Consider the following 19489-nt stretch of genomic DNA (forward strand, 5'->3'; position numbering starts at 1 on the left):
CAACGGCAAATCCGCGCACAATCGTCGCGCGATGTATTCGCTGCGGCAAGGTGCGCGTGACGCATGGTAAGAAAGCCCGATTGAAAAAGTCGGGATGAATCTTGTCCGCGGCTGGCCCGCAATTCTCTTGAGCAAGAACGCTGCAAAGAATGCGACAAACAGGTTTACCGTCATCATCAATTCCAGCAAGCAATTGATATATTTATAATAATCTCCGCCATTGCGCTAGCGACATGCTGTGAAGACGAGGATCGTGGCAGCCATCGTCCCGATCGGCTGCATGCCGGAGACAACCGTTACCTCCATGTCCAGCGAAAGGTCGGTTGATCCCTCCCATCCTTTGCCCCGATACAGATCGTCCCGTACCGACACCGGCGTTCCCGACGGGACAGGATCGACAGCCAGAACCCCGCTTCATCACAGCCGCCGTCAGGGCCGCGCCGACAGAAAGGATCACCGGAGGATGAGCCATTGATATACGGCAAATTGCTGGGCGGTATCGCTGCCCTGGGCGCGATCGCAGGCGCTGGCGCATGGGCGTATTCGGCTGCGGCCTCCCCCGAACAGGCGCGCGTCGATCTGTCCCGCTATACGCTGACCTTTGATGAGCCGTTCGACACGCTCGACGTATCGCCGCGGGGGCCGGGAACCCGATGGATCGCCCATACGCCGTGGAACGGCGATTTCGGCGACGCTGCGTTCATCGATCCGCAGAAGGACAAGCCCTTCAGGATCAACAAGGGTATCCTCGAGATCGAGATGCGCAAGAACGGCCAGCGCTGGGAGTCGGGACTGTTGTCCTCGGGTGACGAGCATGCGCGAGGTTTCCTGCAATCCGGCGGCTATTTCGAAATTCGCGCCAGGCTGCCCGGAGGGCCGGGGGTGTGGCCCGCATTCTGGCTGGGGTCGAATTCCACCGGCGGCAAGCCCAATCCCGAAATCGATGTGCTCGAATATTATGGCCAGTTCCCGGATCTGTACCGGGCGACGACCCATGTCTGGCAGCAGGGCAAATCGGTTTCGGGAACCTCCTACAGGATCGACGTCCCCAAATTCTCGCTGGAGCGGGCGTTTCATACCTATGGCGTGTCGATCGATAGCCGGAACGTAATCTTTTACTTCGATAGGAAGGAAGTGGCGCGCGAACCGACCAAGCCGGAATATCTGCAGCCGGTGTTCCTGATGCTCGATCTGGGCGCAGGCGGCGGCTGGCCGATCGAAGGCATGAGAAATCCGTCCATCATGTATGTCGATTATGTTAGGGCCTATGCCCTGAAGCCTGAGGGGGGTCGGGTTTCATCGGGGGTTAAATGACGTGATATATGGATTTCAGCGCAGCTGACTGCCCCGTCGGCAAGCAGAGGCCAGGATCGTTCGCGCGTTCCGACCGATCCGAATAGTATATGTCCGAAATGGCGGGGTTGCCGATGAAGATCGTCCAGTACTTGAACCATAGTGCCAACGGTAACGGCCATGTTGCCGTCGCCGTCGATCTGGCATGCGAACAGGTACGCGATGGGCATGATGTCTATTTCGTCAGCGGCTATGGCGACTTCGACGACCTGCTTGCCCAACACGACGTCAAGGTCCTGACGCTGGGCGACCCGTCCGGCCCCGGTCCGCTTCGCCTGCTGCGGATGGCATGGCGATTGTTGCGCGTCGTCCGGCGCGTCAAGCCGGACGTCATCAACGCCCATATGGTCTATGCCGCGCTGGCCGCCCGTCTGGTCCAGCCCCTTGGCCGCTTCGGGCTGGTCACGACGATCCACAATTCGTTCGATCGCCAGGCCTCGCTGATGCGGGCCGGCGACCGGGTCATCGCGGTGAGCGACGCCGTCGGCCGCGACATGAAGCAACGGGGTATCCCGGCGGAAAAGCTGCGGACGGTGACCAACGGCACGATCGGGGGGGCGCGCCGACCCGCCTATACCAACACGCCGGAACCGCTTCAGCACCCTGCCGTCGTGACCGTTTGCGGGCTGCATTCGCGCAAGGGCGTGGCGCATCTGATCGACGGATTCGATACGGCGCGGCGCAGCTGCCCGGATGCGCATCTGTATCTGGTCGGTGGTGGACCGGAGCAGGAGGCCTTCGAGGCGCAGGCGCGCGGCACCGCCAGTGCCGATCATATCCATTTCCTCGGCTATCGCGCCGATCCCCGCGACGTCCTGGCGTCGGCCGACGTGTTCGTGCTCGCCTCGCTGCGCGATCCCTGTCCGCTGGTGATCTTCGAGGCGCGCGAGATGGGCAATCCCATCATCGCCACCTCGGTGGACGGTATTCCCGCCTCGCTCAACGACGGACGCGCGGGCGTGCTCGTTCCCCCGGCAGATCCGGATGCGATCGCACGCGAGATCGTGCGCGTGCTGTCGGACGACGCCCTGCGGGAAACGCTCTCGCACGCGGCGCGCGAGGATCTGGAGCAGATGACCGTCCGGCGCATGTCGAGGCAGACCGTGGATGTCTATACCGAGACCTTGCGGTGACACCGGTCGGCCCGTCTTCGCCGCTCCGATGGTCCTTTCGCCTGCCCGAGACAGCGTAGATGAACATCAGGAATCTCGATGCGGCCTGGCAGCAGGCAGCACATGCCGCTCCCCGGGTCATTTCATGTGACGTCTTCGATACCCTGCTGAAGCGGAACCATATCGCGGAATCCAGCCGCGTGAAACTGATCGCCCGCCGGGCCGCCTCCATGCTCGCGGACGAATGCGGCGTGCGGATCGATGCCGACGCGATCTGGCGCAGCCGGGTCGACGTCCAGCATTACGCCTATCGCGCGCTCGACATGACCCATCCCACCGGCGAGGTGCGGTTCGCCCGGATGATGGAAGCGCTGGCCGCATTGCTAGGGCTGGGAGCGGCGGAAGCCGCCGTGCTGGCGCGTGCGGAGATCGCAATAGAGCAGACGCAATTGGCGCCCAACGTCCCGCTGCTCACATGGCTGGCACAGCGTGCCGCCGAGGGTATCCGCATCATCGCGGTCAGCGATATCTGGCATGATGCCATCACGATCCGCGGCTTGCTCGATGCCGTCGCGCCCGGCCATCCGGTTACGATGGTCTATACCAGCGCGGACTTCGATGCGAGCAAGCGGAGCGGTGCCATCTTCCCGATGCTGACCGCCGCGGAGCGCGTGCCCGCCGAGGCATTCTTCCATATCGGCGACGACGAACTGGCGGACGAACGGATGCCGCGTCGCGCTGGCCTCCACGCGCATCGCATCGCGCGTCCCGGCATGACGTTGCTGTATCGTCGCCTGGACGGGGCGAACGCCCGCCTGCGGCACCGCATGCCCCAGCGCTGACCATGGCACGACCGTCGGAAACTGTTTCGGATGACAGATACGCTATGACCTCCCATCGATCGGCGGAATCCATCGGGCATGACGTCCTGGGGCCGATATTCGCGGAGTTCGCCCAGCGGCTCTGGCTGTTCCAGTTCTCGCTGCCCGACCGCGACGACAGCTGCCTGCTGTTCTGCGCCAGGGGCGGGCTGCGCCTGCGCCTGATCTACGAACGCTTTCTGGCCAGCACGGGGCTGCAGGCGCCGTTGCCGCATGGCGACATCATGATCTCGCGCCTCGTCGCGGCGCGCACCTCGATCGCGACGCCGGGACCGGCGCTCGTCGAGGAGCTCAACCGAGAGTTCGAGGGGCAGACGATGCGCGAGGTCGCCGTAGCGCTGACCCAGGATCCGATGACGGTTCTGGGGCCGGCCTGGGACCGACCGTTCGATCCGGAGACGTTCGTCGCCTTGCTACGGGAGGATGCAGCCGGCGTGACGCGGCTGCACGCCATCACGGCGCGTCTGAATGCGGCATTCCGGCGTCACATCGACGCCGTGTCCGATGGCAAGTCGCGCATCATCCTCGCCGACACCGGATTGTACGGCAGTACCCTGCGGCTGTTGCGCGCCGGAATCCCCGAAAAGCAGTGGATATCGACCCAGTTCGCCCGGAGCAACTACAAGGGCTTCGCGACGCCGCATTTCGACGGGACCGTCGGTATCAGCGTCGAACATGACGGCTATCTGGCGTGGAACGCCCGCACGACCGTGCTGCGCTTCTGGCAGCTGATCGAATCCGCGCTCGAACCGGATCTCGACAGCGTACGCATGTTCGACGATGCGGCGGTCCCCGTGTCGAATTTGCAGATTCCCGGCTGGCAGGATCGCATCGCGTCAAACGTGCCGGGATTGTTCAGCGGCATCCTGTCCTATCTGGACGGCCTGTCGCCGCACGACCTGCCGCATGTCGGGATACGGGCCGAACAGGGGTGGCGGCGCCTCCGCCGGCTCGTCATCTGGCCTCGTCCCCAGGACGTATCCTTGCTCAGCCTCTCGCCGCGCAGCCGCGATTTCGGTCGCACCGAGGCGGTTCACCAGTTTCCCGGCACCAATCCCATCCGCTCGAGCCTCTGGCGCGAGGGCGCGGTGATCCAGCAATATCCTCGCCTGGGGCGCGGTGTGCTGATGGTGCTGGAAGCATATCACACCGTTCGCACCTTGCGCAGAAAACACCAAAAATCATTGGCCAGGCGGGTATCGCCTTGAGCGCATGGCGCGGGCTAATGACGATGACATTCCGGCAACGGTCGATTGATCTTCAGGCAAGCGACAGCGACGTGATCGGACCTATTTGGCAAGTACCAGCAAAGAATAGCCCCCGACCAGACGGACGGTGAAATCGGGCGACAGCGCGTAAAGAAGTTTCCGGGGCCAGCGCATCAACTGGCTCGACAGCGTCTGGTTGGGCAGCTCGAGACGGCTTGCCGTATAGCGCGAATCGATGATCGTATACCCGCAATCCCGCAACGTCTCCAAAGCTGTCTGCTTGAAGAAATAATGGATGTGCCCGACGCTCTTGCGCTGACCAAGGATCGGCGACATGCGGAAGACCGACTGAACGGACAGATCCAGGGGAATGTGGAAGACCTTGTACGTTCCGATGGTCTTTATGCTTTTGATGAACGCGATATAATCTTCGACGTGCTCGATGACGTCGATGACCAGCGAGACGTCGAAATCGGCGTGTTCCGCCTTGGTGACGTCACCGAGAACGAACTTCGTCCGATCGGTTTCACGCTCTTTTGCCCGGGCAAAGGCATAGGGCGATATTTCATAGCCAGTCTGGGTCGCATCGGGAAAATGATGTTCCAGATTCAACAGGATGCCGCCCACGCCGCAGCCGATCTCGCATATCCGCCGATGCGGAATATGATTGTCCTGCAGGATATTGCGAATGTGATTTGCCTTCCATGGCGAATCTTCTTCGTGCCACGTCGGATTGTTATCCGCGTAGGTGGTTTGCTCATAGATCGTCTGCATTGAGTTCCCCCATTTTACAGGAGCGGCGCGCCCTCTTATACCGCTGCCTCACTTGTCAACGCGACAGAAAGTCTCACTACCAACATATATTCCGCTTACAAAGCAACCGTTAAGCGCCTGATCTCGGCATCGGCTGTCGCCCCGTTCACAAGAATATGAGGATCGGCATGGCGGGATCGTTCGACGACTAATTGCCCGGCAACGGCATTGTCCCGTCGGGAAAGTCGGGCTGCGGCCATCGTGCCGGCTGCCATTACACGGAGCGGAGGCAACGGTTGGTCCGCTTTCAAGATGTCGCCATTTCCATCTCCACTGGATAATGACGATGTCGCAAGCCGCGGGGATCGCGATAATAATGAGACACCAAACGCGATCTTAACCTTCCTGGCCGATGGACATGCACAAGGGCTAGCCCACATGCCTGCCGGCCATTATCCGGACCGTGTCGGCAATCCATGTCTGGCACGGGAAAACCGAAGGGGGCGCTGCCATGAAAATTCTGTACGTCGTGCCGCCTTCTCCCCATTTTGCCGGAATGGAACGCGTGGTCCATGAACTGGCCAGCGGTCTCGCCACGCAATATCGGGGAAAACTCGACGTCACGGTGCTGTATTGTCACCGCTATCCCGAACTGGCCGGCGAACTCCCGTATAAAGTCATCTGGGAACAGGTCGAGCAGCTGCGCTCCTTCGGTTTTCGTGTCGCACGCTGGCTTCGCAAGGACACGTATGACGTCGTCGTCGTGGCACAGTTCGAACCGACGGCGCTGCTCTGGCTGTCTAATCGCCTGCACGGCGGCAGCGCGCGGTTCGTAATGCATTTCCACGGCAATCCGAAGGTCGAAGGCAACGGCTCGCTGCGGGCGCGGCTTGCCTTTTCCCTGTTCGGGCCGATCGTCCGGCGGATGGACAAGGCGATCGCGGTGTCGCCCAGCCTCGCACGCTATATCAATGGCCGCGTCGGCAAGCCGGGGTTGGTCGAATATCTGCCCAATCCTGTTCGCCAGTTCTCGGACCTTAAGCGCCCGGTTACGCACGACGGCCCCATCTCCTTCGTCTCGATCGGGCGGCTTGCGCGGCAGAAGGGGCATGACGTGCTCATCGACGCCTTTGCCAAGGTGCTCGCACAGCGCAACGACGTCAGGCTCACGATCATCGGCGACGGCAGCGAGTTCGACGCGCTCAACGCGCAGGTCGACCGGCTCGGTGTCCGCGATCACGTCCTGCTCGCCGGCAAGATCTCCGATCCGGCAGCCGAACTCGCCAATGCCGATTGCTTCGTCAGCGCCTCGCGCTGGGAAGGCTTCGGGGTCGCCATCGTGGAAGCGATGAGCGCGGGGCTGCCCGTCATCGCCACGGACTGCGATTTCGGCCCCCGCGATCTGATAGACAGCCCGGAGAAGGGCACGATCGTCCCCGCCGAGGACGTCGACGCTCTGGCAGCAGCCATAACGGCATTCGCACAGGGCGATCGATCCGATGCGCATCGGACCATGCGGCGAGATGCCGCCGCCCTGTTCAGTCTGGACAATGTCGTCGCGCAGCATGCTGCGATGCTGGAAGCCGTCGGGCGCTGACCGGCCGCTGAGCGCATCCGGGGCATAAGCACCCCGGGCCACCGGCCTATCGCAGATGGTAGCGTCACCGCGTCAACGCGAAACCCTGCATGCCATTCAAGTTGTGGGCGACGGAATGCGATAGTTCCATGCCGGCGCCGCAAACGCGTTCACGGACGCGACGTGCGCATTGTCCCTGCGTTACCCGCATGTATCTGGAATATAGAGGCGGGGGCGTCCGGTACCCGAAATCCCCGATCGGGAGCATGCACCCCATTTATGGCTGTAGTGCTGGGCGCCGCGCCGCGATAGGAGGGGCGAACGGCTATTGCGGAAAGCGTGCCGGTTCAGGAGCGGAGTGGTCGCGAGTAACAAGGGATATTGGATTGCCACAATTCATCATTACGACACGACGGCACCCATAAGCCCTGCCTGCACGCCAATATATCTGTACGGCCTGCGGTATTCCGCATCGCCTGTGCATCCAGCCGTGTTCCGTACGTCTCGATAAGATTTTTGAAACGGGAATCTCGTACCTCCCGTTGTGGTATCGGAAAGTGTCACGCGTATGATTCCGGATCAGCCGACACCCAATAACAGTGCCGAGTTGACCAGAAGAACCACAGGCAGTGCCGCGTGGCTTATCCTGGTCAGGCTTGCCAGCAAGGGCATCGATTTCGTCAGCCTGCTGGTGCTGGCAAAACTGCTCACGCCGGCCGATTTCGGCGTGATCGCCATCGCCATGACGCTCGTGCTGATGATCGAGGCGGTGTTCGAACTGCCCGTATCCCAGGTCCTGATCAGCATGCCCGTCGTGACGAACGGTCATATCGATACGGCCTTCACGCTCAGTGCCTTGCGCGGAATAGCCCTTGCCGCAATGTTGTGGATTCTGGCCATTCCGTTCGCCAGCTTCTACCAGGACCCGCGCCTCGCATTATTGATCGGCATTCTGAGCCTGGCCCCCGTCATGCGCGGCATGATAAGCCCGAAGATGTCGTTTTTCGTCAAGCGGCTCGATTTCCGACGGGAGCTCGTTCTCGATATCGGGAACAAGATCGTAACGCTGATCCTGTCGTCCTGGGCTGCCTGGCTCTTTCGCGATTATCGCGCCCTGATCGTCGGCATCATCGTTTCCCCGTTGACCGTCGTCGTGCTGTCCTATGCCTTCGCACCGTATCGGCCTCGCTTCTCGTTAGGCAACTGGTCCGATTTTTCTGGATTCGTGGGATGGACCACCCTTTCCCAGTTCCTTTCGGCCCTGAACTGGCAGTGCGACCGGCTTCTGCTCGGCAGGTTCGTGACGCGGGCGGAGCTCGGCAATTATTCGCTCGCGAACGATCTGTCGTTCATCCCGGAGCAGGCGCTCATCAAACCGATCGTGCGCCCGTTGCTGTCGGCATTCTCCCTGATCGGCGACGACCTGGATCGCCTGCGATCGGCGTACCAGAAGGCATCGAGTTCCATCCTCGCCGTGGGATTGCCCTTGATGCTGGGATTGAGTTTGCTCGCCGATCCTGCCGTACATTTCATACTGGGCAGCAAATGGATCGCAGCCATTCCGACGCTGAAGTGGCTGTCGCTGACCTTGATCCCGCCGCTCTTCATCTCTCCGTTTCCCTCTCTGGCGATGGCGAAGGGGCGGTTCGATCTGATCCTGCGTCAGACCGCCAGTGACTCGGCGTCGAAAATACCCCTTATGGCGATAGGGGCCCTGTTCTTCGGCATACCGGGCGCAATCGGGGCGCGCGCGATATCGTCTCTGATTACCGCGACATTTGCGCTCTACTATATAAGCAAGATCATACACGAACCCATCACCCGTCAGTTGTTCTCCATCTGGCGGATTGTGATATCGGGCATGGTACTGGTCATCGTTCTGCTGGCGCTGAGGCCATTTCTCGATGGCGAGAGTGGCCTGATCCTGGGCATTCGCCTTTTAGCCGTCAGTCTTCTGGGCCTGGCCAGTTACAGTGTCTCGCTTGTGGTGCTCTGGGCGCTTGTCGGTCGGCCGGCAGGATTCGAACAACTCGTCCTTGGCCGGATTACCTCGCTGTTACCGACGCGCGCCACGGCACACTGATGATCGCCATTCTCCAACCTGTCGTCGATTAATTTGTCGAAGTCGGGCCACTGGTGCGATACCCTTCACCACCCTCTGGCATCATGCCGGGACTACGAATGGTCGAATCGATATTATGATCCAGTCGCGGACCTCGATCGTGATCGGGACCTATAACGGAGAACACTATATCGAGAGGCTGTTGACCAGCCTCGCGCAGCAGACGAGGCGGCCGTTCGAGGTCATCATCGCCGACGACGGATCACGGGATCGTACGCTCGCCATTGCGCATGCTTTTTCGAAGTCCGCGCCGTTCCCCGTTCACGTGCGCCTCAACCCACAGAATCTGGGTTTCGGGGAGAATTTCCTCCAGGCATCGCTGCGCGCCAAAGGCGATTTCATCGCCTTCTGCGATCAGGACGACGTGTGGCGCGCCGACAAGATCGAGCGATGCGAAACCGAATTCGATGCCGATCCCGCGGTCGTCCTCACCGCGCATGCGGCGCGGCTCATCGATGACAAGGACGCCGTCATCGGTCATTTCCGACAGGGGATTGGCAAGAGCAGGACCCGCCCGCCGCTCAGCTACAGTCCGTGGGGCGTATTCTTCGGTTTTTCGATGACCTTCCGGCGCGTTCTTCTTGAGATCGTCGCCCCTGACCTGCGGGTCAGCGATTATATCACCGGCCATCCGCGGCTTGCGCACGATCGCTGGATATTGCTGCTGGCCAATCTCGTCGGCAGCACGCGGGAGATCGCGGAGCCGTTGGTGGATTACCGCCAGCATGGCGCCAACGTCTTTGGCGCCGCCAAGCCCAAATCTGGCAACGGCAGCCGGTCGCGCACCCGGCAGGAATCCGATCGCTACGTTCTCGCCACCGAACAGCAGGAGGCATTGCTCGACCGGATCGCCCATCATCCCGCCACCGCAGGCCTGCAATACGACCAGCATCTCGCCGCTGATTTTCTGAACCGCGCGCTTGAGCAGCAGCGCGCGCGCAACGCGCTCTATGCGACATACGGTCTGCGAGCCTGGCTGCACTGGCTCCGCAACATCGCCAACGGCACGTACCGGACCATCCACAAGCGCAGGTTCCGCCCGCAGGCGGCGCTCAAGGACCTCCAGTATCTCATCAGTCGCACGAGTTGAATTCTTATTACCCCGGTCGGGGCGTTATGGACTTGTAAAGTCTAACGACCGTCGACTGCGTTCAGGATGGCGCGCCCGTAAGCGGTCTTCTTGAACCGCTCGCCCGCCGCCCGCGCTTCGTCTGTCGAGATAAAGCCCTGCAGGTAAGCGATTTCTTCTAGACAGGCGATCTGCACGCCCTGTCGATGCTGGATCGTCCGGACGAACTCGCCGGCCTCAAGCAGGCTGTCGTGCGTGCCGGTATCGAGCCAAGCATAGCCGCGACCCATCTGTTCGACGTACAGGTCGCCCGCCTCCATATACAAGCGATTTAGATCGGTGATCTCGAGTTCGCCGCGCGCCGAGGGCTTGAGATTGCGGGCATAGTCGACGACGCGATTGTCGTAGAAATAGAGGCCCGTCACCGCATGGTTGGACTTGGGCACGTCCGGCTTTTCCTCGAGGCTGACCGCACGGCCGCCCTCGCCGAATTCGACCACACCGTAGCGCTCGGGATCCTCGACACGATAGGAGAACACCGTCGCGCCGGTTGGCCGCGCGACCGCGCTGGCGAGCAGGTCGGTGAGGTGCGCGCCGAAGAAGATGTTGTCGCCCAGCACCAGCGCGACATGGTCGTCGCCGATGAAGTCCGCGCCGATCGTGAACGCCTGGGCCAGGCCATCGGGACTGGGCTGTTCGGCATAGGACATCGTCAGCCCGAACGCTGATCCGTCGCCGAACAGGTTGCGGTAATTGCCCAGATATTCCGGGCTCGAGATGATCAGCACGTCGCGGATGCCGGCGAGCATCAGCACCGACAGTGGATAATAGATCATCGGCTTGTCGTAGACCGGCAACAGCTGCTTGTTGACCGCCAGCGTCGCCGGATGCAGCCGCGTGCCGGACCCGCCGGCGAGAATGATGCCCTTCACTGTGCAGTTCCGATCAGTTCGTCGAGGATGTCGCTCAGGGCGATGCGCCAGTCGCGCGGGTCGATGCCATAGGCCGCGCGGATCGCGTCATGGCTGAGCAGCGAATTCGCCGGGCGCCGGGCCGGGGTGGGATAGTCGCTGCTTGGGATCGGCACGACGCCCGCGGACGGGCCGCCGCGCAACGCCGACTGGCGGAATATCTCGCTGGCGAAGTCCGCCCAGCTGATGTCGCCGGCGTTGCTGAAGTGGAACGTGCCGGTCGGCGCATCCGCATCCTCGACGAGGCGCACCGCGATCGTGCGTAGCGCTGCGGCGAGATCGGCCGCCCCCGTCGGACTGCCGCGCTGGTCGGCGACGACGCTGAGCGTATCGCGCGTCTCCGCGACGCGGAGCATCGTCTTGACGAAATTGGCCCCATGCGCCGACACGACCCAGGCGGTGCGGACGATCGCATGCCGCACGCCGCTGGTGCGGACCGCGAGCTCGCCACCCAGCTTGGACGCGCCATAGACGCCGAGCGGCGCGACCGGATCGTCGATCTCCCACGCGCCCGCCTTGTCGCCGGCAAAGACGTAATCGGTCGACACCTGGACTAGCGGAATTCCGGCCTCGGCGCAGCCTTGCGCGAAGGCGGCAGGCGCCATCGCATTGACCGCCCAAGCAGTGACGCGGTCGGTTTCCGCCTTGTCGACCGCAGTATAGGCGGCGCCGTTGATGACCACCAACCAAGGCCGTGAGGCAACCAGCGCCAGGATCGCGGCGGTGTCGCGCAGGTCAAGCTCGGCGACGTCGACCGCGGTGACCTGCCAGCCCTCCGGCCAGGTGCAGCGCTGCAATTCGGTGCCGAGCTGCCCGCCCGCGCCCGTGATCAGGATCTCGCGCTGGATCATGGCCGTCGATCTCCCGACGTGTAGACAATCATACAGGCCGACATGTCAGGCGACCCCGCGGCGCTCGGCGGCCTTGGCGGTGACCAGTGGCCGCCACCAGTCCTCGTTGGCGAGATACCAGGCGACCGTCTTCTCGATCCCCGTATCGAACGTCTCCTGCGGACGCCAGCCGAGCTCGTCGTTGATGCGGCTGGCGTCGATCGCATAGCGCTTGTCGTGCCCGGGGCGGTCCGCGACCGAGGTGATCTGCGTCGCATAGGAGCGACCGTCGTCCCGCGGGCGCAGCCGGTCGAGAATCGCGCAGACGGTGTGCACCACCTCGATGTTCTGCTTCTCGTTATGTCCGCCGACATTGTAGGTTCGCCCGACCGTGCCGCGCTCGAACACCGCCTGCAGCGCGCGGACGTGATCCTCGACGAACAGCCAGTCCCGCACCTGGTCGCCCGCGCCGTAGACGGGCAGCGGATCGCCGGCGAGCGCCTTGGCGATCATCAGCGGCACCAGCTTCTCGGGGAAATGATAGGGACCGTAGTTGTTCGAGCAATTGGTGATCAGCACCGGCAGGCCGAAGGTATGGCCCCAGGCGCTGACCAGATGGTCGCTGCCCGCCTTCGACGCCGAATAGGGCGAGCGCGGATCGTAGGGCGTCTCTTCCGTGAACAGGCCGGTGTCGCCGAGGCTGCCATAGACCTCGTCGGTCGAGATATGGTGGAAGCGGAACGCCGCCTTGGCCTCGTCGTCGAGGGCCAGCCAATGGCTGCGCGCCTCGGCGAGCATCGTATAGGTGCCGACGACATTGGTCTGCACGAACGCGCCCGGCCCGTCGATCGAACGGTCGACATGGCTCTCGGCCGCGAGATGCGTGATGATATCGGGCCTGAACTCGGCGATCGCGGCGCGGACCGCGTCGGCGTCGCAGATGTCGCCCTGGACGAAGCGATAACGGTTGCTGGCCGCGATGCGCTCGACCGTGGTCAGCGTGCCGGCATAGGTCAGCTTGTCGAAATTGAGCACGTCATGCTCGCTATGCTCGATGAGGTGACGGACGAGCGCCGAGCCGATGAACCCGGCCCCGCCGGTGACGAAGATGCGCATGGGGAGTGTCCTTCAGGCGAGGGGGGCGAGCGGTCGACCGTGGTAGGGGAAGGGGCTGTCGAATTCGGCGAGGATCGGCTGAACCTTGTCCTTGTCGCTTAGCTCGGGCGTGGTGCCGGCCGGGATCGGCCAGTCGATGCCGACGCTGTCCCAGCGGATGCCGCCGTCGTTCTGCGGCGCATAGGTGTCCGAGCATTTGTAGGTCACCTCGCAATCGTCCTCGAGCGTGACGAAGCCGTGCGCGAAGCCGATCGGGATGAAGAGCTGGTGGCCGTTCTCGGCTGACAGTTCGGCGCCGACCCACTGGCCATAGGTTGGCGAGCCACGGCGGACGTCGACCGCGACGTCAAAGATCCGGCCGCGGATGCAGCGGACGAGCTTGTCCTGACCGCGGGGCGGTGTCTGGAAATGCAGGCCGCGCAGGGTGAAGGCGGGGACGGAGAGCGAGTGGTTGTCCTGCACGAAGGTGCAGGCGATGCCGAGCGTCTCGAACGTCGGGACGGAATACACCTCGGTGAACCAGCCGCGCGCGTCGCCGTGACGTTTGGGCGTGATGAGCTGAACAGGAGAGATCATGGACCACTTTGGTACTGGTAAGCGCCTAAAACTCCAACTCTCTAGAGGCCCTCAGATGGTCGTCACGCCCAAATCAGGACAACAAACATAGGTTGTCCAATCACCATTTGCATTATCCGGCGGTGAAAGCCCTATTCCCTCGCCAGCGCCATTTCCGCCTTTAACGTCGTGTCTCGTGCAGTGGGCTGATAATCGAACCGCCCCTGCCGGCCGATCGATTCCACGCCGAAGTCGGACAGGGCCTGTACGGCCTCCTGCGCCAGTTCCGTCGCGCCATCGACATAGATCGGATAGGCGTTCGCCGTCACATGGCTTCCCTCCAGAACAAGATCCCCGTCGAAGAGACCATTGTCCGCGACATGCGCTCTGAACTGCCGGTCGGCGATATCGATCGACCCGTCGACATGCTCGGCATTGACCTCGACGCCGAAATATTCGCGCCCTTCGTTGCGTCCGTAAAAGTCCGAATAGACAGTCAGGCGCTTCCATGGTCCTTCGAACGAGAAATTGTACAATATCGACGAGGAAAATCCGCGCGTGCCTTCAAAGCTGTAGAACAGGCTTATCAGGCTGACGGACTGAAGACTATCCCGCAACGGAATGCCGCAGATCCGCAGGGCAGTGTGCAACGGCAAGGTCGACACGACCCGTTTTGCGCGGAAGCAACCCCGATCGGTTTCAACGGTGAAAAGGCCATCCGTCTTGACGATGGATCGTATCGTCGTGCCCAATGAAACACCAACGCCGCTCGATGCCAATTTGTCTGCGGCAACCTTATAGAGATGGTGAAACCCCTCTTTGGGCCGGGCAAGTTGCTGGTTTGACGGTCCTTGGCGGGCCTCCCGGCGTACTTTGAGCATCGGGTTATCGAACGACGCATATTCGGAAATCCACGCCATCCGTTTCCTGGCGAAGTTCAGGTCGATCTTCTCGGGGGCCAGACCATAGAAACGCTTCATATAATCTTCGAGACCGGACCGTTTCAGGAAACGGGCGCCGATCCAGTAACGGGCAAAATCCTTTGCGTTGCGCATCCTGCGCCGGAACAGCCTGGAATATACGACCGAAGCGCCAATCCTGATCCACTCGACGGGACCTGCAACAAGCAGATCGTCTTTTATAGAGATGGGATATTTGGTGACCACGCCTTGGGGGTTCAATCGCTGCCAGGCCGGATCGATGACGACGTAATGCGGCAACAACTCCGGGAAATGCCTTACCAAAGGCGAGTCATCCTGGAATATGTAGCTGCCGATATCGAAAGAATATCCTTTGATATTCACATTGATATGATTGCCGCCGATACTTTCGTACTTGTCGACGATCAATATGTGTCGCGCGCCATCTTCCAACAATACCGAAGAAGCGACCAGACCGCTTATCCCGGCACCCAGCACTATTGCATCGTAATCGCCATCATGCGCTATATCCAAGACGCCATCTTCCATTTGAAATTTTTCCCCGGCGGCCGAATTTAGCAACGATTGCTATTTCCGTACGCTATTTTCGGCCTGAAAACATGGATTTTGGTCGGTTTGGAGTGTCGATCGTCTGGCGCGTATAGGTGGCTTCAGCGGTGGATGGAACGGCGGATCCATTCACATGGTCCCCGGCGCCGGGCACGTCAGCGCCTCGAATGCGGCATCACGCCCTGACGAACCGCTTCCGGATCAGCGCCCGTGCGATGGTCAACGGCATGGTGAGGATGAGGCCCGCATAGGCCGCCATGATCAACCGACGATAGAGCGGCTCGAAACCGCTACGGAAGGGCATCAGGATGGCGTCCTTCATCGCCGTCATGCGGGAATCGTCGGGCAGGGGGTGATCCATCGGACGCAACCGGAGAGACACCGCACGCAGCTGCAACAAATGCGTACCTCGGAACAGGGACTGCCGACCGGGAGGGGTCAGGCCCATCATCCGGCTCGCATCCTGTGCCGCGCCGAGCCGCTTGACCGCACGCTCCACCTCGCGGCCGAAGTTGTTATCGTTCGTCAGCATGTTGCTGTCGTTGCTGTTGTGCATCCGGTACAGCACCAGCGGACGGGCGATGGTAATGACATCGCCCATGAACGGGGCCATGGCGATGCAGGTCGTATCCGTCGAGCTGTCCCGGCTCGAATCCATGGGAAATACCCGCTCGAGAAACGACCGCGCATAGGCGTTGCCCGATCCGGGGGGGGAGGGATATTCGTTCAGGCTGGCGGCCCATTGCCGTATCTGCGCCGTCGACGGAACGCCGTTCAGACGGGGAAGAACGGACTTCAGGTTGTTTTCATTCTCGTCGACGCGCTGCACCTGGACCTGCACCTTGCTGACTGCAGGGCCCCATACCGCGGCGACTTCGCGCGCCATGTCCGGTAAAAGGATGTCATCGGCATCGAGGAAAATGATGACATCGCCATCCGTTGCAGCAAAGCCGGCGTTGTTGGCGACAAGCTGCCCCGAATTCGACTGGAATATAGACTTTATCCGGCCTTCATAGGCATCGATCACATCTTTCGAATGATCCGTGGAGCCATCATCGACGACGATCACTTCAACATCCGGCCATGCCAGTTCAAGTGCGCTGTCGATCGCCCGCGCCACGAAGCGTCCGTAATTATAATTCGCGATCACGATGCTGAATTTTAGTGGCGTCTTCACCAATCACCCTCCACATGCTCGCCCATATAGCTCCGCAGCGGCGATATCATAATTTTTTCCACGCCCGTCCGACGCGGGCGGTGTATTTTTCTGGGTCGATGCATACAGAGATGGTAAGCACTGGATCATGAGCGAAGGCATCGTTGTAATCATTGCAAGTGCGCGTCGGCCCGAGGAGCTCGGCCGCTGGACCGATCATATACAACGGCAGACTCTAAAGCCGCTCGAGATGATCTGGGCCGTTACCGGCGATGACGACCTGACCCCCGACTATCGATCGGGCAGTCCTTTGCCCGACCTGACGATCATCCGCTGCCCGATGGGCCTCACCAAGCAGCGCAATTGCGCGCTGGCGGCGATCAGGACCGATCCGGAGTTCATCGCCTTCTTCGATGACGATTATGTTCCGACGACGACCTGCCTCGCCGATATCGTCCGTACCTTCGCACTGATGCCCGACGTCGTCGGCCTGACCGGCACGATGCTCGCCGATGGCATCAATACCCAGGGCATCGGCTACGACGATGCCGTTGCGATCGTCGCGCGCCATGAGCGGGAGCGCGGCACCTATCCAGCGGCGCCCAGTCTGGAATTGTGGGACGGCCTGTATGGCTGCAACATGGCGCTTCGCGCCGAGGCGATCGGCGAGGAGCGGTTCGACGAGAACCTGCCGCTTTATGCCTGGCAGGAAGACGTGGATTTCGCCGCCCGGGTCGCCCGCGGACGCAAGATGGGCCGGACGGACGGGTTCGCCGGGGTGCATCAGGGCGTCAAGAACGGACGCGGAAGCGGCAAACGCCTCGGCTATTCGCAGATCGTCAATCCGATCTATCTGACGCGCAAGGGCAGCATGAACCGCCGCAAGGCTCTGGTCATGTCGACGCGCAACATGATCAAGAATCATCTCCGCCTCGTGAATCCCGAACCCTGGATCGACCGGCGTGGTCGCGCGGTCGGCAACTGGTTGGGGATATGGGACGTGCTAAAAGGCCGGGTCGACCCGACCAAAATTCTAAAGCTGTAAATATTACGCTTTTTCAGCAGCTTATGGTGTATCCGAGCAGATAATACTATTTGGTGCAGCCCGCCCGAGGCAGCATTCTCATAGTTTCTGTCGATACTGCTATCGTATTTCCGCATCGTATCGATTGACAGAACGGTAGCCTTTTCAAAAGACTGCCTTAATAACAGACTATAGTGCCCGGTGCAGATCGTCGCGTTGCAGCGACGTTCGTTTCCGCACTGCGTTTGGCCGGTTCGTGCCATTGTTCGGTAGCAGATGGTATCATGGGGGATCCGGCATGAATGGACTGAAAAAAGCAGCGTTACGCACCGTTGCCAAAGTCGGTAAAGCCGTCACGACGAATACGTCGTTTCAGCGCACTGTGTTCAATGCCATTCGGCTGGACCGGGCCGAAGTGGCGCCGTTGATCCGCGACAGGAAAACGCAGTTCCTTTCCTATTGTCTGGGAAGAAGAGAACAATCACGCTCGCAAATCCTTCAGGATCTCTGGGTCTGCTTCGAGCTGAACGAAAAGCGGTCCGGCTATTTCGTCGAATTCGGCGCGACCAACGGTCTCAAGAACAGCAATACCTGGCTCCTCGAGAAGCAATATGGCTGGACCGGCATTCTCGCCGAACCGAACCCGTTCTGGCATGCGGCGCTGAGGACCAATCGTGGCGCGGACTTCGAAACGCGTTGCGTCTCCGGTCGGTCGGGCGAACGCGTGACGTTCATATCGACCGAGAATTCCGATCCCGAGCTCAGTGGCATCGAAGCGTTTGCGACCTCGGACCATTTTGCGGCCACCCGGCAGACGGGCAAGAAGATCGAGATCGAGACGATTTCTCTCGATGACATGCTCGCGCGCTACGCAGCGCCGAAGATGATCGATTATATATCGATCGACACGGAGGGGAGCGAACTCGCCATTTTTGAAGGCTTCAGTTTCGACTATGCGTTCAATCTCATTTCCGTCGAGACGAATGCCGAAACCGACGCGAAGATTCAGGCCCTGCTCGAATCCAGGGGGTACATGCGGGTGTTTCCGGAATTCTCGCAATGGGATGCCTGGTACGTAGCCAAGGCCCTCAGAAGCTCATCGGTACCGACGATCGTCGCGCCGGACGCCTAGCAGCTGGCGACCGGCGTCTTCGGTCACCTCAAGCCGGACCTTGCTACCGATCCGTGTTCCCTGCGACATCCGCAGCATGGCGAACACGTAGCCGGATTGCGCCTTGCGGAGCGACCGCACGGCAATGCGATCAACCGTTGATCCGGCGGATGAACTTGGCGGGCACGCCCCCGACGATCGTTCCGTCTTCCACATCGTTCACCACGACCGATCCGGCCGCGACGATCGACTGCTCGCCGATCGTGACACCCCCCAATATGATCGACCCTACACCGATCCAGGCGCCATCCTTGACCCTGATCTCATGGTGAAACGTGTGCCTAGTTTCATCGGCCTGATGGGAATAATCATTGATGACCTGATTGTGCGTTGCCGTCTCGAAGCAGACGCGAGGGCCGATCATACATCTGTTGCCGATCACGACCCTCGACTTCCGGCACGAGATCCGGATTTCGGAATTGAGGTATGTCCTGTCCCCGATCTCTATCCCGGCCAGCGTCTCGTCCCTTAGACTGCATTCCACCGCAAGCGGACTGGATATATGGGAGTATTTCCCGATCTTCATTCCCGCCCGACGCAGCACGAACGCCCTGACGCCGTTCAGGACGCTAAGGTTTGGTATCTTGTTGAAGAGATACACCATTATCAATTGGAAGGTACGTCTTGCGTACACCATGCCGTTGCCGCCCTGCTAACAGAATCATATATTACGATTTTCGACCCGATTTTTGACCAAGAAAATCGCAAACCTCAGATTTAAAGCCATCGCATCGAACAATATGACTGATACGACGGGTCTTATTCGAAACATACTCGCTATACTTGGTCGGCAACGCCCGTCTCGATGCCCGGAACGGTCGCTTCGTTCGCCCCCTGATAGGTAAAACCCCGCCCTGGATCAGAGGAAATGCAGGCGCGATCGTCGCATCGACTTACTGGCAGCACAGGGCCGGACGTCCCCCTTATCCAATTTGCCACCGGACGGACATGAGCTATGGTTGCCGGCATCCATCCGATAGCGACGGTCGCCATGCACGGTAAGTGTTGACGAAAGATGGGCCGCGCGAACCGGTCGGTGGGGCGAATAAAGTGGGGAAGCTGGGAATTTTGACGATCTTCCTGCCTGTGCGGCCGCGGTGAC

At 61.0% G+C, this 19489-nt stretch carries 17 protein-coding genes; 9 read left to right on the forward strand and 8 right to left on the reverse strand.

From position 1 onward, the window contains the following. Positions 1-471 precede the first annotated feature (471 nt). From AC1RTO_RS18445 to AC1RTO_RS18460, 4 genes are all read left to right on the forward strand, one after another. Positions 472-1314, forward strand: coding sequence for a glycoside hydrolase family 16 protein (locus AC1RTO_RS18445; RefSeq protein ID WP_493162292.1), 843 nt, complete (start codon positions 472-474; stop codon positions 1312-1314). 89 nt (positions 1315-1403) lie between these two features. Further along, a complete protein-coding gene (locus AC1RTO_RS18450) occupies positions 1404-2486 on the forward strand; it encodes a glycosyltransferase family 4 protein (protein WP_493162293.1) in 1083 nt (360 codons plus the stop codon). A gap of 59 nt (positions 2487-2545) precedes the next feature. After that, entirely contained in the window at positions 2546-3307 is a 762-nt protein-coding gene (locus AC1RTO_RS18455; RefSeq protein ID WP_493162294.1) for a hypothetical protein, read from the forward strand. Between the two features lie 2 nt (positions 3308-3309). Further along, positions 3310-4554: a hypothetical protein gene (locus AC1RTO_RS18460; protein ID WP_493162295.1), complete on the forward strand. Its 1245-nt coding sequence runs from the start codon at positions 3310-3312 to the stop codon at positions 4552-4554. Between the two features lie 81 nt (positions 4555-4635). On the opposite strand, the gene AC1RTO_RS18465 is transcribed toward AC1RTO_RS18460, so the two are convergent. Further along, positions 4636-5328 (reverse strand): class I SAM-dependent methyltransferase, encoded by a 693-nt coding sequence (locus AC1RTO_RS18465; RefSeq protein ID WP_493162296.1) that lies wholly within the window; start codon positions 5326-5328, stop codon positions 4636-4638. Positions 5329-5770: 442 nt separating this feature from the next. On the opposite strand from AC1RTO_RS18465, the gene AC1RTO_RS18470 reads away from it, so the two are divergent. The 3 genes from AC1RTO_RS18470 to AC1RTO_RS18480 all read left to right on the forward strand — a co-directional run bounded on the left by AC1RTO_RS18470 (position 5771) and on the right by AC1RTO_RS18480 (position 10095). Further along, a complete protein-coding gene (locus AC1RTO_RS18470; RefSeq protein ID WP_493162297.1) occupies positions 5771-6904 on the forward strand; it encodes a glycosyltransferase in 1134 nt (377 codons plus the stop codon). A 547-nt stretch (positions 6905-7451) separates the two neighbouring features. Then, complete coding sequence (locus AC1RTO_RS18475) at positions 7452-8966, forward strand: lipopolysaccharide biosynthesis protein (RefSeq protein WP_493162298.1); 1515 nt, start codon at positions 7452-7454, stop codon at positions 8964-8966. Between the two features lie 115 nt (positions 8967-9081). Further along, a complete protein-coding gene (locus AC1RTO_RS18480; protein WP_493162385.1) occupies positions 9082-10095 on the forward strand; it encodes a glycosyltransferase in 1014 nt (337 codons plus the stop codon). Positions 10096-10136: 41 nt separating this feature from the next. Here the strand turns inward: AC1RTO_RS18480 and rfbA are convergent, their stop codons facing one another. From rfbA to AC1RTO_RS18510, 6 genes are all read right to left on the reverse strand, one after another. Next, positions 10137-11006, reverse strand: coding sequence for a glucose-1-phosphate thymidylyltransferase RfbA (gene rfbA, locus AC1RTO_RS18485; protein WP_493162299.1), 870 nt, complete (start codon positions 11004-11006; stop codon positions 10137-10139). Further along, positions 11003-11896 carry a dTDP-4-dehydrorhamnose reductase gene (rfbD, locus tag AC1RTO_RS18490; RefSeq protein WP_493162300.1) on the reverse strand — a complete coding sequence of 298 codons (894 nt, stop codon included), beginning with the start codon at positions 11894-11896 and terminating at the stop codon, positions 11003-11005. Before rfbD ends, rfbA begins: the two co-directional genes overlap by 4 nt. A gap of 45 nt (positions 11897-11941) precedes the next feature. Then, positions 11942-12991 (reverse strand): dTDP-glucose 4,6-dehydratase, encoded by a 1050-nt coding sequence (rfbB, locus tag AC1RTO_RS18495; protein ID WP_493162301.1) that lies wholly within the window; start codon positions 12989-12991, stop codon positions 11942-11944. A 12-nt stretch (positions 12992-13003) separates the two neighbouring features. Beyond that, positions 13004-13567, reverse strand: a complete 564-nt coding sequence (gene rfbC / locus AC1RTO_RS18500; RefSeq protein ID WP_493162302.1) for a dTDP-4-dehydrorhamnose 3,5-epimerase — start codon at positions 13565-13567, stop codon at positions 13004-13006. A gap of 131 nt (positions 13568-13698) precedes the next feature. Next, the gene (locus tag AC1RTO_RS18505) at positions 13699-15015 is read right to left on the reverse strand and encodes an NAD(P)-binding protein (RefSeq protein ID WP_493162303.1); all 1317 of its coding nucleotides are present in this window, start codon (positions 15013-15015) and stop codon (positions 13699-13701) included. 196 nt (positions 15016-15211) lie between these two features. Then, positions 15212-16213: a glycosyltransferase family 2 protein gene (locus tag AC1RTO_RS18510; RefSeq protein WP_493162304.1), complete on the reverse strand. Its 1002-nt coding sequence runs from the start codon at positions 16211-16213 to the stop codon at positions 15212-15214. Between the two features lie 127 nt (positions 16214-16340). Here AC1RTO_RS18510 and AC1RTO_RS18515 point away from each other — a divergent pair, with 127 nt between their 5' ends. Further along, positions 16341-17237 (forward strand): glycosyltransferase family 2 protein, encoded by an 897-nt coding sequence (locus AC1RTO_RS18515; protein WP_493162305.1) that lies wholly within the window; start codon positions 16341-16343, stop codon positions 17235-17237. A 277-nt stretch (positions 17238-17514) separates the two neighbouring features. After that, complete coding sequence (locus AC1RTO_RS18520; RefSeq protein WP_493162306.1) at positions 17515-18348, forward strand: FkbM family methyltransferase; 834 nt, start codon at positions 17515-17517, stop codon at positions 18346-18348. Between the two features lie 130 nt (positions 18349-18478). Here the strand turns inward: AC1RTO_RS18520 and AC1RTO_RS18525 are convergent, their stop codons facing one another. Then, positions 18479-18991, reverse strand: coding sequence for an acyltransferase (locus AC1RTO_RS18525; protein WP_493162307.1), 513 nt, complete (start codon positions 18989-18991; stop codon positions 18479-18481). Positions 18992-19489 lie beyond the last annotated feature (498 nt).

The organism is Sphingomonas sp. GW821-FHT10F09, assembly GCF_058809195.1.

Excerpts from the sequence above, each read along its gene's own strand:
- AC1RTO_RS18450 (WP_493162293.1), top strand. The coding sequence starts at position 1,404 with ATGTCCGAAATGGCGGGGTTGCCGATGAAGATCGTCCAGTACTTGAAC.
- AC1RTO_RS18455 (WP_493162294.1), top strand. The coding sequence starts at position 2,546 with ATGAACATCAGGAATCTCGATGCGGCCTGGCAGCAGGCAGCACATGCC.
- AC1RTO_RS18460 (WP_493162295.1), top strand. The coding sequence starts at position 3,310 with ATGGCACGACCGTCGGAAACTGTTTCGGATGACAGATACGCTATGACC.
- AC1RTO_RS18465 (WP_493162296.1), bottom strand. The coding sequence starts at position 5,328 with ATGCAGACGATCTATGAGCAAACCACCTACGCGGATAACAATCCGACG.
- AC1RTO_RS18475 (WP_493162298.1), top strand. The coding sequence starts at position 7,452 with ATGATTCCGGATCAGCCGACACCCAATAACAGTGCCGAGTTGACCAGA.
- AC1RTO_RS18480 (WP_493162385.1), top strand. The coding sequence starts at position 9,082 with ATGATCCAGTCGCGGACCTCGATCGTGATCGGGACCTATAACGGAGAA.
- rfbD (WP_493162300.1), bottom strand. The coding sequence starts at position 11,896 with ATGATCCAGCGCGAGATCCTGATCACGGGCGCGGGCGGGCAGCTCGGC.
- rfbB (WP_493162301.1), bottom strand. The coding sequence starts at position 12,991 with ATGCGCATCTTCGTCACCGGCGGGGCCGGGTTCATCGGCTCGGCGCTC.
- rfbC (WP_493162302.1), bottom strand. The coding sequence starts at position 13,567 with ATGATCTCTCCTGTTCAGCTCATCACGCCCAAACGTCACGGCGACGCG.
- AC1RTO_RS18505 (WP_493162303.1), bottom strand. The coding sequence starts at position 15,015 with ATGGAAGATGGCGTCTTGGATATAGCGCATGATGGCGATTACGATGCA.
- AC1RTO_RS18515 (WP_493162305.1), top strand. The coding sequence starts at position 16,341 with ATGAGCGAAGGCATCGTTGTAATCATTGCAAGTGCGCGTCGGCCCGAG.
- AC1RTO_RS18520 (WP_493162306.1), top strand. The coding sequence starts at position 17,515 with ATGAATGGACTGAAAAAAGCAGCGTTACGCACCGTTGCCAAAGTCGGT.
- AC1RTO_RS18525 (WP_493162307.1), bottom strand. The coding sequence starts at position 18,991 with ATGGTGTATCTCTTCAACAAGATACCAAACCTTAGCGTCCTGAACGGC.